General features: G+C 42.4%; 16 protein-coding genes. 2 read left to right on the forward strand and 14 right to left on the reverse strand.

Annotation, left to right across the window (positions count from 1 at the left end; translation table 11 throughout):
- Window positions 1–404 precede the first annotated feature (404 nt).
- A complete protein-coding gene (gene cphA, locus FN961_RS13295) occupies window positions 405–3,221 on the forward strand; it encodes a cyanophycin synthetase (RefSeq protein ID WP_144040662.1) in 2,817 nt (938 codons plus the stop codon).
- A 100-nt stretch (window positions 3,222–3,321) separates the two neighbouring features.
- The gene (locus tag FN961_RS13300) at window positions 3,322–5,001 is read left to right on the forward strand and encodes a Mur ligase family protein (protein WP_229814701.1); all 1,680 of its coding nucleotides are present in this window, start codon (window positions 3,322–3,324) and stop codon (window positions 4,999–5,001) included.
- A 90-nt stretch (window positions 5,002–5,091) separates the two neighbouring features.
- Here the strand turns inward: FN961_RS13300 and FN961_RS13305 are convergent, their stop codons facing one another.
- The 14 genes from FN961_RS13305 to FN961_RS13370 form a co-directional block, all read right to left on the reverse strand.
- On the reverse strand, window positions 5,092–5,364 hold the full coding sequence (locus FN961_RS13305) for a DUF2897 family protein (protein ID WP_144040663.1): 273 nt from the start codon (window positions 5,362–5,364) through the stop codon (window positions 5,092–5,094).
- Window positions 5,365–5,411: 47 nt separating this feature from the next.
- Entirely contained in the window at window positions 5,412–6,149 is a 738-nt protein-coding gene (gene kdsB / locus FN961_RS13310) for a 3-deoxy-manno-octulosonate cytidylyltransferase (protein ID WP_144040664.1), read from the reverse strand.
- A 64-nt stretch (window positions 6,150–6,213) separates the two neighbouring features.
- A complete protein-coding gene (gene kdnB, locus FN961_RS13315) occupies window positions 6,214–7,284 on the reverse strand; it encodes a 3-deoxy-alpha-D-manno-octulosonate 8-oxidase KdnB (RefSeq protein WP_144040665.1) in 1,071 nt (356 codons plus the stop codon).
- Window positions 7,285–7,361: 77 nt separating this feature from the next.
- Window positions 7,362–8,546, reverse strand: a complete 1,185-nt coding sequence (kdnA, locus tag FN961_RS13320; RefSeq protein ID WP_144040666.1) for an 8-amino-3,8-dideoxy-alpha-D-manno-octulosonate transaminase KdnA — start codon at window positions 8,544–8,546, stop codon at window positions 7,362–7,364.
- 240 nt (window positions 8,547–8,786) lie between these two features.
- Window positions 8,787–9,398, reverse strand: coding sequence for a carbonate dehydratase (gene can / locus FN961_RS13325; protein WP_144040667.1), 612 nt, complete (start codon window positions 9,396–9,398; stop codon window positions 8,787–8,789).
- Between the two features lie 296 nt (window positions 9,399–9,694).
- Entirely contained in the window at window positions 9,695–10,528 is an 834-nt protein-coding gene (locus FN961_RS13330; protein ID WP_144040668.1) for an alpha/beta fold hydrolase, read from the reverse strand.
- Between the two features lie 50 nt (window positions 10,529–10,578).
- Entirely contained in the window at window positions 10,579–11,262 is a 684-nt protein-coding gene (locus FN961_RS13335; protein ID WP_144040669.1) for a M15 family metallopeptidase, read from the reverse strand.
- A complete protein-coding gene (dapE, locus tag FN961_RS13340) occupies window positions 11,256–12,386 on the reverse strand; it encodes a succinyl-diaminopimelate desuccinylase (RefSeq protein ID WP_144040670.1) in 1,131 nt (376 codons plus the stop codon). Before dapE ends, FN961_RS13335 begins: the two co-directional genes overlap by 7 nt.
- Entirely contained in the window at window positions 12,383–12,727 is a 345-nt protein-coding gene (locus tag FN961_RS13345; RefSeq protein ID WP_144040671.1) for an ArsC family reductase, read from the reverse strand. Before FN961_RS13345 ends, dapE begins: the two co-directional genes overlap by 4 nt.
- A 160-nt stretch (window positions 12,728–12,887) precedes the next feature.
- Entirely contained in the window at window positions 12,888–13,397 is a 510-nt protein-coding gene (gene crr / locus FN961_RS13350; RefSeq protein ID WP_144040672.1) for a PTS glucose transporter subunit IIA, read from the reverse strand.
- Between the two features lie 75 nt (window positions 13,398–13,472).
- On the reverse strand, window positions 13,473–15,173 hold the full coding sequence (ptsP, locus tag FN961_RS13355; RefSeq protein WP_144040673.1) for a phosphoenolpyruvate--protein phosphotransferase: 1,701 nt from the start codon (window positions 15,171–15,173) through the stop codon (window positions 13,473–13,475).
- Between the two features lie 48 nt (window positions 15,174–15,221).
- Window positions 15,222–15,479: an HPr family phosphocarrier protein gene (locus tag FN961_RS13360; protein WP_144040674.1), complete on the reverse strand. Its 258-nt coding sequence runs from the start codon at window positions 15,477–15,479 to the stop codon at window positions 15,222–15,224.
- A gap of 28 nt (window positions 15,480–15,507) precedes the next feature.
- Window positions 15,508–15,894, reverse strand: coding sequence for an ACT domain-containing protein (locus tag FN961_RS13365; RefSeq protein WP_144040675.1), 387 nt, complete (start codon window positions 15,892–15,894; stop codon window positions 15,508–15,510).
- A gap of 138 nt (window positions 15,895–16,032) precedes the next feature.
- Complete coding sequence (locus FN961_RS13370; RefSeq protein ID WP_144040676.1) at window positions 16,033–17,670, reverse strand: methyl-accepting chemotaxis protein; 1,638 nt, start codon at window positions 17,668–17,670, stop codon at window positions 16,033–16,035.
- Window positions 17,671–17,937 lie beyond the last annotated feature (267 nt).

Below are 17,937 nucleotides of genomic sequence, written 5' to 3' on the forward strand. Positions count from 1 at the left end.
TGATTTATTAGCTTATCTTTATTTCTACTGTTTCTGAAATACCTTCACAAGTTAACCCTCAAATTTCTATTTATCTTATTTCAATAACAAAGTTTTAAACTCCTTTGAGGAACATTAGACTGATACAAGTTTTGAGTTTTGTTGCTGACAAACAGTATTTATGGTGCGTTACCTATAAGTGGCAACGTAAAGTAGTATTGCGTAACTTATTGATGTGGATAATCTTTTAATGCATACTAATGTGTGGTTAATTAGTTGTTTGCAAATCCAATTTTCTGCGCTAATTTAGTTATCTAACAATAAAACACTGACCCTCCAAAATGTATATTTTTACCATGATGGTTAGCGTGATTAAATCTTAGTGGGATAATTATCTGTCTCTTTTTTCTATGTAGGAAATAATAATGAAAATATCTACGACCAATATATTTGTCGGCCCCAATGTTTATGCCAATTTTCCTGTTATGCGGTATGAAATAAATTTAGGCTGTTTGGAAAATTGGCCCTCGATGAAATTGGGTGAACAATTTATATCTTCGTTACTGGAGGCTATTCCTACATTGCAGTCTCATGGTTGTTCATATGGAGAAGAAGGCGGATTTATTCGACGCTTGAGAGAGGATGATGGTACATGGATGGGCCATATTTGGGAGCATGTGGCGATCGAATTACAAAATCTAGCGGGCTCAGATGTTAGTTTTGGTAAAACACGTTCATTACCCGATGCTGGCCATTATTGGGTTGTATATGAATATAAACATAAAGATGTTGGTAGAGAAGCAGGAATACTGGCTCAAACTCTTTTGATTTCACTCCTTCCTACATCGTTACAACGAGAATTAGCCACACAGATTGAGACAGATTTTGATTTTAAAGAAGAGCTTGAGTCTTTCGTTAGAATGGCGCAAAGAAAAGAGTTTGGTCCTAGTACTGGTTCGCTGATTAAGGCTGCAGAAGAGCGAGATATACCTTGGTTGCGCTTGAATCAATATAGCTTAGTGCAATTAGGTCACGGTAAGCATCAACAACGAATACAAGCAACAATAACCAGTGAAACTAAACATATTTCTGTTGAGTTATCTTGTGACAAAGAGGACACGCACAATTTATTAAATGATCTTGGTTTACCAGTTCCTCAGCAAATGATGATCTATGGTAAAGCGCAGGCCATTAGAGCGGCAAAACGCATTGGGTATCCCGTGGTGTTAAAACCATTGAATGCTAATCACGGTCGTGGGGTTAGCATTAATTTGAACAGTGAGAGCGAAGTTGAGAAAGGCTTCATTCATGCAAGTGAGCATGGTACGAGTCGGGCGGTATTAGTTGAAAGTTTTGTTACTGGTTTTGATCACCGTATGCTGGTGGTAAACAATGAGTTAGTGGCAGTAGCAAAGCGCGTTCCAGGCCATGTTAAAGGTGATGGTGAATTGACCATTAGCCAACTCGTTGATCAAGTTAATGAAGATCCTCTTCGCGGTATCGGTCATGAGAAAGTGCTGACACGATTAGAGCTCGATTTACAAGCTAATGGCTTGATTGAAAAATCAGGTTATACATCTGAAACTATTTTAGAAAAGGATCAAATCTTCTTCTTACGTTCTACCGCCAACCTATCTACCGGTGGAACAGCAATCGATGTTACCGATATTGTGCACCCAGACAACCGTGAAATGGCTGTTAGAGCCATTAAAGCTATCGGTCTAGATGTCGGTGGTGTTGACTTCTTAACTGACGATATCAGCAAATCATATAAAGACATTGGCGGCGCCATTGTTGAATGTAATGCTGCACCAGGTTTTAGAATGCACGTGGCGCCAAGCGAAGGAAAGTCTCGTGATGTTTCTGGCAAAGTGATGGACATGCTGTTTCCTGCAGGGCAAAAATCTCGTATCCCTGTGGCGGCTATTACCGGAACAAACGGAAAAACAACCACGTCACGAATGTTAGCCAATATTGCTAAAGTTGCGGGTTACACCACCGGAATGACTTCAACTGACGGTGTTTACATCGATGGGCTTCTGAGTGTGAAGGGCGACATGACTGGCCCTAAATCAGCCCAAATAGTATTACGTGACCCAAGTGTCGATTTTGCTGTGTTAGAAACCGCCCGTGGTGGCATCGTTAAACGTGGATTAGGCTACCACGAGTCAGATGTCTCCTGTTGTATCAATGTAACAGCGGATCATCTTGGCTCTCGTGGCGTCGATACTGTTCAGCAACTTGCTACCGTTAAAAGAATTGTTGTGGAAGTCGCTAAAGATACCGCAGTGTTAAATGCTGACGATAAATACTGTTTAGAGATGGCTGATCATTGTAAAGCTAAGCACATTTGCTATGTCACCATGGATTCTGGCCACGGATTAGTGAGAGAACATATTCGAAGTGGTGGTAAGGCAGTGGTACTTGAAAAAGGCATCAACGGCGATATGATCACCTTCTATGATAATGGTGCTCATATTCCTTTGCTTTGGACGCATTTAATCCCTTCTACCATGGAAGGGAAAGCACTTCATAACGTTCAAAATGCCATGTTTGCGGCTGCGATGGCCTATGCATTTAATATCTCATTGGAGCATATTAGCCAAGGATTACGGACATTTACAACTTCATTCTATCAAGCCCCAGGCCGAATGAATGTGTTTGACGAGCATCCATTTAAAGTTATTTTGGATTATGCACATAACCCCGCAGCGATAAAAGCGATAACAGACTTAGCGGTGCGACTTGATGTGAAAGGTAAGCGCCGCATAGTCATGGCAATGCCTGGAGATCGCCGAGACGAAGATATTGTTGAAGCGGCGAGGATATGTGCAACAGGCTTTGATGAGTTTATCTGTAAAGCAGATGACGATCGTCGTCGAAGAGGCTTTGACGAAGTGCCAAAAATGTTAGAGCAAAGTTTGTTGGCAGCAGGGGTGACTTCGGACCGAATTGAGATTATTCCGAGTGAAGTTGAAGCGATAGAGTACGCACTTAGCGTCAGCGAGGCGGATGATTTGGTCATCGTATTAGGTGACAATATTACCCGTTGCTGGAAACAAATTGTTCATTTTGGTGATGATGGACAAAAGCGCAATGTTAATGAAAAACCGTCATCTGACTATGCCGAAATATTATTTGAACCAGTTGAACATGCTTTCCATTTAGAGGAAGGCCAAAGATTGGTGAAAGATGAACGTGGTGTGCGAATTGTCATTGAACATGACGAAGAAGCTGACTAGAAAAAGAAGAAGACGCTAGCGTAGGGTACCGAATAGAAAACGTCTTTCGATATCGGTATTTTACGATTAACTTTGTGCTAACGACAATAGAAATAAGCTTATGATAACACTCAATTTTGAAGAAGTGCGTCGCATTACTGGACCCAATTTATTATCTCAAAAGCCAGGCGCCCTCGTCGATGCTTATATCGAAGGTGTTAGCCATGAAGTGGTTTGGCAATGCTGGCAAAAAAATATGTCAGACATATTTGAGTGGTTAGATTGGCAGCAAGAGAGCCTTTATTATCGGCATTTTAGCGGTGGGATTAGCCTATCGATTTCGGCCCCTATCGATGCTTTATACACAGCCTGCCAAGCTGTGGAGTTAGGGTGGCTTTTAAGTGAGGCACAATTACTCTCACGTCCATTCTCTGATAAAAAATATAGGTTTAATGAGTTAAAAACTCACCTTTCTGACGAAGTTAATCCTGAACTCATGGCGTTAATCGCCATGGCCAATGACAAGGGAGTTAGCTATTTAGTTGACGATGATTATTTTTCTCTAGGGACCGGGGGAACATGTCAGGTATGGCCTGTGACTGAATTGCCTTTGAGCAAGAATATTCAGTGGTCGAGTTACCAAAAAGTCCCAGCGGCGTTTATTACTGGCACTAATGGCAAGTCAACCAGTGTCCGTTTGGCATCGACAATCGCTCGATGTGCAGGTTTGCGTGCTGGAGTCACCTCCACTGACTTCATCAGAGTGGGGGAGACGATTTTAGACACGGGTGACTATTCAGGTCCAGGTGGTGCGCGCATATTATTGCGACATCCTGACACTGAAATAGCCTTTCTAGAAGTCGCTCGTGGAGGACTGTTAAGACGTGGATTACCTGTTAGTGATAATCAAGCGGCTTTAATCACCAACATCGCCGCGGATCATTTAGGCCAATATGGCATTAATACCGTGCCTGAATTAGCTGAGGCTAAGTTCATTGTCGATAAAGGATTAACCGATTCTGGTGTTTTAGTATTGAATGCCGATGATAATGAGTTGGTCAGATTAAGTGCGACGACTGAGCACACTATTTGCTGGTTTAGCATGGATAAGCACAATTCACTTATTCAAACGAGTTTGTCTAATGGCGCAGCAGTTGTATTTTTTCATGAGCAACATATTCATTTTGTGGATGGAGAGTACGCGTTTTCAGTGGCTGTGAATGATATTGCAATGACGTTCAATGGGACTGCTGCCTATAATGTTCGCAATGCTATGGGTGTTATCGGTTTATGCCGTGCGCTCAAGTTGGGTGAAGATGCCATATTGAAAGGGTTAAAAGCGTTTGGCAGTGATCCCTATGATAATCCTGGGAGAGGCAATCGTTATCAGTACCATGGTGCTGAGGTGATTGTTGATTTTGCTCATAATCAACACAGCATGAGCGCCGTGATTGAAATGGCTAAAAAGATCCCCGCTAAGCGTCGACTGGTTATGTTTAGTCATGCTGGTGACAGAAGTAATCAAGAGATGATTGAACTCACTGATGAGGTTGCTAAGTTTGCAGCTGATGAATATATCATTGCAGAACTAGAGTCCTATTTACGAGGACGAGAGTTAGGTGAGATCCCCACTTTAGTTAAAAAGCATCTTTCAGACATCGATATTTCTGAAGATCAAATCGCTATTAGCAATAGCCCATTAGCGGGCGCTAAATATGCACTGACAAAAATACGAGCTGGTGATGTCGTATTGCTATTTGCTTTGGATGAACGGGACGAAATTCACCAATTGTTAGTGTAAATTTGAGCTAATAAAAATGGCCAAAAGAGCGTATCTTTTGGCCATTTTTGATCTGAATATTAAACTAGCAGATAAAGTTAGAACACTGTTTTACCAAAATCCATCAGAGTCTTTATCGTCATCCTTTTTAGGAGGTGTTGATGTTTGATTTTTTTCAGCATTTGTTTGGCTCTGACTCGTCTGTTTTTCTTCGTCTGATAGTTTATCCGGCTGATCTGAATTATCACTATTGTTAGTGGGTTTCTTACCGCCTTTACCAAATTGTGTCATCTTGAATTTGGCACTGTATTTAAGGACCGCAAGGTTACTCACGATAACTCCGAGCACTAATATGATAATGAGCCAGGTTTCGAGATCGGTCATGGGCAGTCCTTTAGTTTAATATTCTTATCGTAGGATTGTAGACTTGATTAGTCGACGGCTAAACGCGCTTCACAAATACGAATGTCTTCTGGTGTATCGACTTCAGGAAAGTCAAAAGCACTGATGGCTATTTTAATTTTGTGACCATGTTCTAGCGCCCTAAGCTGCTCTAGCTTTTCTAACTCTTCTAAACGACCCATGGGTAATTTTGCAAACGCAGAGACAAAACTACGTGTATAGGCATAGAGGCCTAAATGCTTATAAACAGGATGATCGTTACTATCACGGCCAAAAGGAATACGGGCACGTGAAAAGTAAAGGGCATTAAAGTTATTATCAAACACAACTTTCACATGGTTTGGGTTGTCGAGCTCAGACTTATTGGTAATTTCGACAGCAAGTGTCGCCATGCTAAATTCACCAGGGTGACGCTCAAACAGACTGATAAGTTGCTCTACTGCGATTGGATCGATCAAAGGTTGATCGCCCTGCACATTAATGACGATATCGTCATCGTTAAGGCCTAGCTGCTTAATAGCATCATCGATGCGATCGGTTCCAGATGCTGCTTCAGGATCTGTCATGACGACTTTTCCGCCGAAGGATTCAACAGCATCCTTGATACGGACGTCATCGGTTGCGACATAGACAGCGTCTAAGCCTTTTGCCAATGATGCACGCTCATAGACGTGTTGGATCATTGGTTTACCGTTAATCGGCGCCAAAGGCTTGCCAGGAAAACGGCTTGAGCCATAGCGAGCAGGGATTAACAGAGTTACGTTCATTGGTCATACCTATATTTACTAATAGAAAAGGGACTCAGTTTGAGTCCCTTATTATAAGCTGTAATTAGATGCGGCGGAATAGGCCAGTTAACATCTCATCAGTGACTTTTTCTTCCCAACCTTCACCATAGACGTTATCCCAAAGCGGGCCCATGCTCTTAGTCACGGCAACCATCTTCGCGATAGTCTCATCGGGAAGGTCTTTACAGATCCCCTTTGGAAGCACGATGTTGTGTTTGGCTTTCATTTCACGAAATTCAGCTACGCCCTGAGGATAGAACTCTTCAAGAACATCAAACGCTAAACAATTACCAATTCCGTGGTGATAACCCAGCACGTAACCTAAACCGTAAGAGACTGCATGGCAGGCACCAACTTGGCTATAGGCGATGCTCATGCCACCCATGTAGGATGCCATCATCAACTTGTCATCTTTTTCGATATGATCTTCGATGAAGACTTCACGGCAAAGATCCATTGATTTTTCAGCAAAGGCTTTAGCAAATTCATTGAGGTAAGTCCCTTCAAGTGACTCAACACAGTGGATAAAGCAATCCATACCAGTGTAGAACCATTGGTCGGTAGGAACACCAGCAATCAACTCTGAATCCATGATGATCTGGTCAAAAACCGTGTAGTCAGAGTTAAGACCTAACTTACGTACTGGGCCGCAAAGTACCGCTGTACGAGAAGCTTCTGCGCCTGTGCCCGAAACCGTAGGGATACCGATGTGATGAATAGCTGGGTTCTTAATCAGATCCCAACCTTGGTACATCGCGCTACCGCCCGGATTGGTTAGCATTAGCGACACGGCTTTTGCTAAATCAAGTGTTGAACCACCGCCGAGACCAATCACACTAACAGGAAGCTTACCAGCGAAGGCTTGTACTTGTTCCGTTAACGCATCAACTTGTTGAGTCGTAGGTTCATCATCGACGTTAACGTAAATAAGAAGATCATGAGATTTTACCGGTACGCGCTCAGCTAATGGCTTATTTTGATGGACATCATCAACAAGAAATACAACGAAATCATCTGTTTCTTTACGTTCTTCATTTAATACGGTATCGAGTTCAATAAATGAACCGCGACCAAAAATCATTTTAGGGACGCATTTGAAATTTTTAAAACTCATTCAACATTCTCCGTTGAGATTTTTACTGTAAGAAGTGACATTGCGCCTAAATGTAAGGCGCAATAGAAGTATGTAGCTTAAGCGAAAGCACGTTTGATGTTTTCGATACGTTGTGCGATCTCATCTTCAGTCCAAGAGAGTTTGATCAACATAGAGATAGTGCGGCTCATAATTGCATCAGACTTTGGCACAGAGACTTGAGTATAATCAGGACGATCTTCAATTAATGTGATCGGCAGGGCAGAGCAAGACTTAAGCTCTTGAATATGCTTCCAGTTACTTAGGTAGTGCCAGTTGTTCACATACCAGTAAAAGCAGCCATCGACGCCGTTTTCAGCTAACTTTTTATTGATCTCAATGGTGCGAGCTTCTGTTGGCATCATAAACGTTAAGAAACCAGCTGAATCACCTTCAATATCGGGAAGTTCACGGAAAGTGATGTCTTGAATATCGGCGATAGCACGTTTGATGGTGTTTTTATTCTTACGCTGAATGTCGATAATGGTATCGAGTTTACGTAGCTGAGCAAGACCCATGGCGGAGTTCATTTCAGAGATACGGAAGTTCAAACCCATGATTGGGTGATCTTCAGCACCACGGTCGTTACCGACATGGTCATGACCATGATCTGAGAACATGTGGGAATTTTTGTAGATGGTGTCACTGTTCGTGATCACAGCACCACCTTCACCACAGGTGATGGTTTTTACTGAATCAAATGAATAACAGCCCACATCACCGATAGTACCAAGAGCTTGGCCTTTATATGTGCCGCCAATGGCCTGACAAGCATCTTCAATTAGGACAAGATCGTGTTTCTCACAAACCGCTTTAATTTCATCCAGTTTACCCATAGAACCACACATGTGGACCAAGTTAACAGCTTTGGTACGCGGTGTGATGGCAGCTTCAATGCCTTCAGGTGACAAGCATAATGTCTCGTCTATTTCAGCAAAAATGGGAATAGCGCCTGCCATAAATACTGCTTCAACTGAGGCGACAAACGTAAAAGGAGGCACGATGACCTCATCGCCTGCGCCTATACCAGCTGCAGCCAAAGCGGTTTGCAGTGCGGCAGTACCACTAGAAAGAAGATGAGCATGTTTTACATTCATCTTTTGGCAAAGTAGTTGCTCCATCTCTCGAGTTTTCCAGCGATCATTACGCATATGATCGAAGTTATAGCGAAAGGTAAAACCGTTCTCCAATACATCTGCAACTTCTTGCTTCTCTTCAGGGCCAAATAATTCAAAGCCGGGCATGTAAATTTCCTTCTTGTGTGCTGTTTTTTACGGGAGAAAAAGTGTAATTGCGAGAGATTATAACTGGGTTGGCGGGTAAACTGCGATATTTATCAATATTTTTTACGAGAAAAGCGATCAAATAGCACAATGTTATCAGCAGCCCTTAAATCATCAGTATTTAAAGGCTGTGAGAACACTAAAATAGCAGTAACGGTTGTTTGAAACTGAATGTCTAATTTAACCGTATTTTAGGGAAAATTATTCTGCTCTAAATTTATCGTTGTCGACGGTCACATTCAGATCGGATAATAGGCCATTGTCGATACCGTATATCCAGCCGTGAACGGACACATTTTGGCCTCGTGACCACGCGTCTTGCACGATATTAGTGCTACTGACGTTGCCCACTTGCTCAATGACGTTCAGTTCGCAAAGACGATCAAACTTTTCTTTCCCATCGAGTTGATTCAGTTCGGTACTGTGCAGGCGGTGAATGTCTCTGATATGGCCGAGCCAGTTGTCGATTAAACCGAGTCGTTCTTTCCCCATCGCTGCCTTGACGCCACCACAGCCATAATGACCAACGACCATAATATGTTTTACTTTAAGCACTTCAACAGCATATTGGAGTACTGACAAACAGTTAAGATCAGTGTGTATCACCATGTTGGCGATATTTCGGTGAACGAACACTTCACCAGGCATAAGATCAATGATTTGGTTTGAGGGAACACGACTATCTGAACAGCCGATCCATAGGTACTCCGGATTTTGCTGTGTCGCCAGCTGTTCAAAAAAATCAGGCTTCTCTTGTACGATACGTTTTGCCCAACGACGATTGTTTTCAAAAAGTGGTTTTAGTATTTTCATGATTCTCAAAAATATATAATTAGGGTAGGTATCTGATTAAATTCAAGTGAATACTATCACCTAAATCTAGGGTATCTGGTCTATTCAGTAATATACACAATTAATATTAATTAATGATTAAGCATATTTGTTATCGATAGGTTTTTTAGGTGTGTTTTACGTTGAGCTTTGGTTGCTGATGTAACGCATTGGTGGTTGGGTTGATGATAAATAGGCTTAGAACAAAGTTGGATGTCAACATACAGGAGTTGGACTCCCTGCATGTTGAGTGCTAAAAAGGTATAAAAATCAAACGATCAAGCGTAGTGTTTGTTTAGAAATAGCGTGAGCTGATTATTGACAAATTCAGCTTGTTCCAGTGTTGAAATATGGCCTGCTTGAGGAATATGAATAAACTCACTGCCTCTGATTGCATCATGCATTAGATAACCTTCAAGCACAGGACGTACTTTATCTTCGACGCCAGTCATAATTAAACAAGAGGCTGTTAACCCTTCAATCTCTTCTAATGTGTCGCGCCTGCCAAAAATTATCTTGCCTAAGCGACAGATAGTGTCTATTTGCTCAGGCTTAATGTCCCTTAAAGCTTGTTTAAAGCCATTAAACAGTTCAGGTGTGTTCGTTTCAGTTTCGTTAGCAAAAAACAGCGGTGCTATTTGCTCAATTAAACCATCCGGTACGGTTTGAGTATTCTTGATGATATCAAGCATGGTGTAATACTTAGCGCGTGCGACTTCAGGTTCGAAACCCACAAAACATCCCAACATCACCAAGGTCTTAACGCGCTCAGGGGCTTTTAATGCTAATTCAGCTCCCCACATTCCGCCAACAGATAAACCGACAACAGAAAACTCTTCGATGGCGAGGTGATCCATCAGATACAGCATATGTTCTGCGATATCCTGCAATGAATGACACGCTTCTGGTAGGGACTCTGAATCACCATGTCCCCAAAGGTCTGGCACAATACAGCGATAGTGTTGGCTTAACATTTCGATTTGAGGTGCCCACATCTTGGCGTCCCACAGGTAGCTGTGACCAAAAAGAAGCGCTGGGCCTGTACCGATATCAATATAACTTAATGTTTTGTTATCTATCGTTAATGTTTTTCTATTGGAGATAAAGTTCATATTGCCTGCTGTAAGATATCTTAATCAAAATTTAACATTGTTGTAGGGCCCTAAACAGGGTCAGGGCTCGGTGCTACTCTGAGCACATATTCGTTCACGATATGAGGAAGTCTAGCCATCAACTCACTTTTAAGTTCAATGTCGGCATTGTGCAACACAGATTCTATTTTTCCTAGCTTAAACGCGCTGAGAAGTTTATTGGCGACAGGAAAATAACTTAAGTGCCAAGGTTCAGGACTGACACCGCTTAGACCGAGTTGAAACGGAAAGTAGAAACCAAATTCATGACTGTGTTGAACAAGCCAAGTGTGCAGGCGTGCGCAGGGGCCTTGCTCTTCATATTCAGCAGAGATTAATGCCAATTCACTGCGTGTAATAGCATTAGCATCATAAAGATCCACATCAGTGCCCCAGTGATGCCGCGAGGTTCCTGGAAGCGCAGACCATAAAAGGATTAAGTCGATCAGCTCTTGCTCGCTTTTATCGGTTATCGACACGGGTTTTGAATTAATATCCAATAGCGTACGTTTACCCAGTGCTTTGCCATTCCAGATCTGCAGTTGTTTATCAAAACTTCGGTGAGCCGAGCAAACTGCAATATCTATCCCGTGCAGTTTAGCTGCTTGTGTCATGGCCGTTAATGCTTTTGCTGTGTCTTGTTCAAGTTTATGGCCTTGATAATCCACCAGGTGTGAACTCTCAAGACCATAGATCGCAGCGCTATCGATTAGCAAAGTAGTTTTTCCAAAATAACTTCATAACACTGAGCAAGCAACTCAAGATCAGACACTTTCACACATTCATTGACCTTGTGTATCGTCGCATTGACGGGACCAAGTTCGATAACATGAGCCCCCGTTGGCGCAATAAAGCGACCATCTGATGTGCCCCCAGTGGTTTGTGGGTCGGTATCTGTGCCTGTGACTTGCTTAATAGCTGCGCGAGTGGCGTCAAGCAAGGGGCCATCACCGGTGAGAAAAGGAAGGCCGTTATAGATCCAGTTTATTTCGTAATCAAGTCCGTGAGCATCTAAGATATTGAGCACACGTTGGATAAGAATTTCAGCTGTCACTTCAGTGGAATAACGGAAGTTGAACATCACTTCAAGGGCGCCTGGAATGACGTTTGAGGCGCCTGTTCCACCATTGATGTTGGCTATTTGAAAGCTGGTGGGTGGAAAAAACTCATTACCATTGTCCCACTTCATCCGTGCTAATTCATCAAGTACTGGCGCAGCTTTATGAATGGGATTGTCAGCAAGGTGAGGGTAGGCGACATGTCCTTGCACGCCATTGACAGTGAGGTTACCTGTTAGGCTGCCACGACGACCGTTCTTGACGATATCACCCAACTTATGGGTCGATGAAGGCTCTCCAACAAGTGACCAAGTGATCTTCTCGTTTCGGGCTTCTAAGGTATCGATGACACGAGTAGTGCCGTTGATAAAAGGCCCCTCTTCGTCACTGGTGATGAGAAAGGCGATAGAACCGTTATGATCAGGGTGTTTCTCGACAAATCGCTCAGTCGCCACCACCATCGCGGCTAAAGAACCTTTCATGTCTGCTGCGCCGCGTCCGTGCAGATATCCATCGATAACCACAGGATCGAATGGCGGTGTATGCCAGCGATTAAGATCACCTACAGGTACCACATCTGTGTGTCCTGCAAAACAAAAAAGTGGCCCCTCTTTACCTCGACGTGCCCACATGTTGGTGGTGTCTTCAAAGACCATAGGCTCGATGTCAAAACCTTGAGCGGCGAGCCTCTCAGCCATTAAGGTTTGACAGCCTTCATCAAGCGGAGTGACTGAAGGGCGGGAGATGAGATCTTGTGCAAGAGTTAAGACATCTTGGCTCATAGCTTGAACCACGCTTTATACTCAGCTTCTTTAAAGCCAACAAGAACTTTGCCATCTGTGGCTAATACGGGTCTTTTTATCAGTGTTGGGTGAGTCAACATTAGCTCAACGGCTTTAGCTTGGTCTATTCCTGCTTTGTCATCATCACTAAGGTTTCTAAAACTGGTGCTACGCTTGTTAAATAAGGTTTCCCAACCTATGGCACCAGCCCAAGTTTCAATCTGTTCTTTGGTGAGCCCATCAACACGAAAATCATGGAAAGGAATATTAAGATCGTTTGCTTCGGTCCATTTGCGTGCTTTTTTGACAGTATCACAATTTTTGATTCCGAAAAGAGTCAAGATGATTTCTCCATTGCTGATTATATATATTTTTTATGTGTGTTAGTTATTGTCGTTCGCTTTCTGAGGATATTGTGTCATTACCCTAGATATGTCTCAAGATAAGAAGCCATTAACTTGAGAGGATTGGCTGTTTACACTAATCGTGAAATGAGTCGGATTAGAGATCAACGGTAAATATGACATCTTTACCTGCTTCAACATAGCCATGTGATTTGTTCAACGATTTAACGTCTTCCATATTCGCTAACACAACCGGTGTGAGTAGGCTTTCCGCATGCTCTTTAAGGTAGGCTAAATCGAATTCTAGGATCGGATCGCCCTTATTGACGGTCTGCCCCTCTTCGGCAAGGCGTTTAAAGCCATTGCCCCTAAGTTCTACCGTGCCGACACCAAAATGAACAAAAAGCTCTAGTCCTTGGTGTGATTCAATGCTGAAGGCATGATTTGTTTCAAATATTTTTCCAATCGTACCGTCTATGGGGGCGAGGATTTGGTTGCCTTTCGGGTTAATGGCCAAACCATCACCCACAATTTTTTCGGCAAACACGACATCAGGTACCTTTTCTATCGCAACGAGCTCGCCGGATACCGGGGCAAACACTTCAATTCCGCCAATGGGATTGGTTTGTCCTGACATTAATCGTCTAATTCGGCTTAAAAATCCCATTTATATTCCCCTAGTACACATATATTTTTCATTCTTATGATGCCAATCTCTGTGTAGCATACTGAATAATCTGAGTTAGGAACAGTGCGATATGTAATGATTCAACTCTTCTATACGCTGTAATCGCAGCACATCTTGTGCCCATTTTTTATAGGTCGATAAATCTTGACTACAAAACGAGGATTTTAGCTCGAGTAGCGAGTTAACGTTAACACTGAGTTCATCGATCCCCATTCCTATTAAAATAGGGGCCACCTTAGGATTACTGGCAAGCTCGCCACAGACTGAAACCGGCACGCCATGCTGCTTTGATTCAGCGATTGTCATCATGATCAGTTTCAGTATTGCAGGTGACAAAGAGGGATATGCCTTCGTTAAACTGGGATTGGTTCTATCCGCTGCCATCGCATATTGAGTCAAGTCATTAGTCCCAATACTGATAAAGTGTAATCTAGGTAGCATGGAGGCTAAGTTCATCACTGCAGCTGGAGTCTCAACTACAATGCCATAATCCAACTCTCCGAAACCACGTTCTTCATTGTCGAGTTCACGCTTACATTCTTCAATGAGATCAAATAGGCAATCGAGTTCTTCGACTTGGTTAATCATGGGAAACATCAACCTAATTTTGCCGTGATTGGCGGCGCGCAGTATCGCTCTTAACTGAGTTTTTAGTAGTTGAGGATGTGCTAAAAAATAACGAGTCCCACGTACGCCTAATGCTGGATTATCTTCAGTTGGCAAGGTTAAGCAGGGCACTTCTTTATCCGCACCTATATCCAAGGTTCGGATGGTAAGTGTTTTACCGTCGAGTAACTGAAGGGCATCACAATAGAGACCATATTGCGTATTCTCCGTTGGCATGACACTGACATTCATTAGCATAAATTCGGTGCGAAACAGGCCTATTCCATCTGCACCCACATCAGAGAGTAAGCTAAACTCACTCAGACTACCCACGTTCGCCAATAAAGGAATGATGACATTGTCACGGGTGGTAGCAGGCAGGTGCTTAAATTTTTGTAGTTGCTGTTTGCGTAGCTGGTCATCTGCTTTTAAGCGTTCTAAGGTTTCAAGATCGTGTGTGTTGGGTTCAACGTGCAAACAACCTGATAGTGCATCAATGACCATCACTTGATTATTTTGCAATGAATCGTCAAAGTCACAGCTAAGCAGTGCGGGGATCCCAGCACTGCGGGCTAAAATGGCGGTGTGGCTGGTTAAGCCGCCAGTCTTGAGCACGATACCTACAATCTTGTCTAAAGGAAGGAGTGCGAACTCTGCTGGAGTTAAATCTTTAGCCAGTAAAATAGTAGGCTTGGTGACATTTTCAAGATCGTGGCTGATTGAACCATGAATGGCAGCGATTAAACGATTGCGGAGGCAGTTTACATCTTGTGCTCTGTTGGCTAAATAGGGATCTTCCATTGCATTTAGCAAGTTAACTTGTTGAGCAAAGACCCGTTCAACCGCAACGCAAGCTGCAAACTGTTGTTCACGGATAGTATTGAGAAGTTGTGTGAGTAACTCCTCATCTTCAAGAAAGAGGATATCGGCTTCGATTAAAAGGTAATGCTCGCTATCTGGCTCGAGTTTGCTTAATCCAACACTTAATAACTGAACAAATTGCGCTATTGCATCTTTTAGTTTGGTTTGTTCAGACTCGACTTCCGCTAGGGGAAGAACGCGATAGTCTAATTCGCGATCATGTTGCTTCAGTATTCTTGAGTGACCAAATGCGATCCCTGATGAAACCACTATCCCCGGAGTCGACATACTAATTCCCTATTAGTTGAATACGTAAATTAAGTGTTCCTAATGTGATTAACTCAAGGTAATGATGAGCTCGGATACATTTTTTACTGCTAATTCAGCTTGTGGACCTTCAGCAAAGACCTTCACTGTTACGCCATGGTAAAGGCCTAAAGTTTGCAGTTTAAATAGGCTTTTAGCACTGGCTTGTTTCCCGTTACACTCAACGAGTACATCACAATCATACTTTTTCGCTTCTTTTACAAGTAAAGCTGCTGGACGGGTGTGTATACCGTGCTTAGAGGTGATTGTGACCGATTTCTCATACATAAATTAAACTCATTTGATAGGCACTAAATCAATATTCAGTGATTTGGAACTGTTTCTTTTTCAATGCCGTGATGGCTTCTGTTAACTTGTCTTTTTTGACGAGAATATAGTCAGTGTCGAAAGTTGAAATCGCAAAAATACTAATATCTGCTATCGCTAATGCGCCTGAGACACTGGAGAGAATTCCTGTCATGGAGAAGCCCAAGGGGCCAACGACTTCAAGGCAGCGCCAATTACTTTCCTCTTCAATGCTGTTTAATTTGAGTTCCGCAGGCACAACGACTGACAGTTCATCTTTTGTTTTACTGACAAAAAACATCTCTTGAGTAAATACGGCAGGGGGGATCTCAGCATCAGGGCTAAAGCTGTGAATGCTATAAAGTTGAGAATGAACGGCAAGAGTCATTCTTGACATGGTTATAATTCACCTAAATGTAGTGTTAAGAATATATTCCAGCATATTAACATAATTTCAGTAACTAAAAAGGGAGCGAATAGCCCCCTTAGCTTATACCAATACTTTATATCGTGAATGTGTTTTGCTGATTGAGAGTCAGACCTTAAACTGGGATAAAGTTAAAGCGGTGTCTTTACTTAAATCTTGCAAAGAGATTGCAGCGCTTTTATTGCTGTCATTCGCTTTAACGGTGACCTCTGTGAGTTCGGTGATGCTACAGACATTGCGATTAATCTCTTCTGTCACTAAGGATTGCTCCTCTGTAGCACTGGCAAGTTGCGTATTCATATCACTGATATGGGCAACGAGAGATAAAATATCGTTGAGTGAATCACTTACCTCTCTAGCTTGATTTTGTAGTTGTATTGATCTCTTTTGAGTGTCGTTGTTGTTACTCATGACACAAGTGACACCAGATTGGATCTCTGAAATGATTTTTTGTATCTGACTGGTTGATTCCTGTGTTCTGGTTGCCAAGGCCCGTACCTCATCAGCCACGACAGCAAAACCACGACCATGGACGCCAGCTCTTGCGGCTTCTATGGCTGCATTAAGTGCTAACAGATTGGTTTGATCTGCAATACCACGTATTACATCCAAAATACTGCCTATTTGATCTGATGAATGGGCTAGGTTTTGAGTGACCGACTCTGTATTTTTCAATTCGATGACTAGATTTTCAGCGTTACCTAAGGTATTCGCCATCAAGGTTTGACTTTGTTCAGCTTGATGCTGAACGCCGTTAGCGGCATCTGCAGCTTGTTGGGTGTTGTTTGCCATCTCATGGGTGGTGGATAGCATCTCATTGATGGCCGTTGCAACACTACTGGTCTCTTGATGGAGATGCTCAACACAGGCGTTAGATTCCTCAACGGCAGTCAGTAACTGATTGGCATCTTGGTTTAAGCTGTTACCCAGTGGTTTAAGGTGAGCCACCATGTTATTAATTTTTTCAACAAAGAGGTTAAAGGCGATCGCCAGCTCAACGACTTCATCTTTTCCCTCGGTCGGGAGGCGCTTAGTGAGATCGCCTTGACCCTGTGCAATATCTTTCATTGCTGCGATGGCTTGTTTTAGAGGAGAACTGATCGAGTGGTTTAGTATTAAGAAAAACGCAAAAATAGGCGCTGATATCAATATCATAATAATGAGATAGTTAAGCATGACATCATAGGTCGCTTCGTTAATATCACTCATGTAAGAGCCAGTGATTAATGTCCACTTCCATGCGGGATAATATCTGGCCTCGACTAGTTTCTCTTCACTTACGCCACTTTTGGAATTGTTGGTGATGAATTGTTGTTTAGAGATATTCTCGGATCTGGCTTCTTGTGCCATGTCTAAAAGGGAGAGCTTTCTATCTAATGCGCGAATTGTATCGCCACTTTCTCCAATCTGATGGGGTGAGCTGCCATGTGAGATGATGGTGTTATCGTCATTGATTAGAATAAAGTAGCCATCATTACCGAAACGTATTTCACTGACCAGTTTGGCAGCTTCATTTTTTGCTTCATCGAGAGTGATTCTGCCTTGATTAACTTGATTCCTATGTGCGTCAATCACACTGAGTACCGTTGACAGTTGTGCGTCAATTTGAACCCATTTTTGCTTTATCAAGTTATTACGTTGTTCATTAATGGAGAAACTTGCGAAGAATAAGGTGCCAATAGCGGCAAGGATAAGCATTAAGAACAATCGCTGAAGTATGGTGAATCGACGCAATACAGATATCATAGAACTCTCTGTTAAAACTGGATAATGATAGTGTGAAATATACGCTGCTAGAATCATTAATTGAATGATATAACACGATTTTTACAAACTTATATCCAAAACCTAGATCTAACTCACTCTATGCATATTTAAACAATAAATAGGCTAAAGTTTCCAGTAAATCATCAGTGTATTCACTTACTCATCTGTAAAAGTGAAAATAATCAATCTGTTAATATTATGTTTTTCAGTATCTTGCAGTCGAATTTATTATTATTTGTTACTTAA

Source organism: Shewanella hanedai, from assembly GCF_007197645.1.
Lineage (GTDB): Bacteria > Pseudomonadota > Gammaproteobacteria > Enterobacterales > Shewanellaceae > Shewanella > Shewanella hanedai.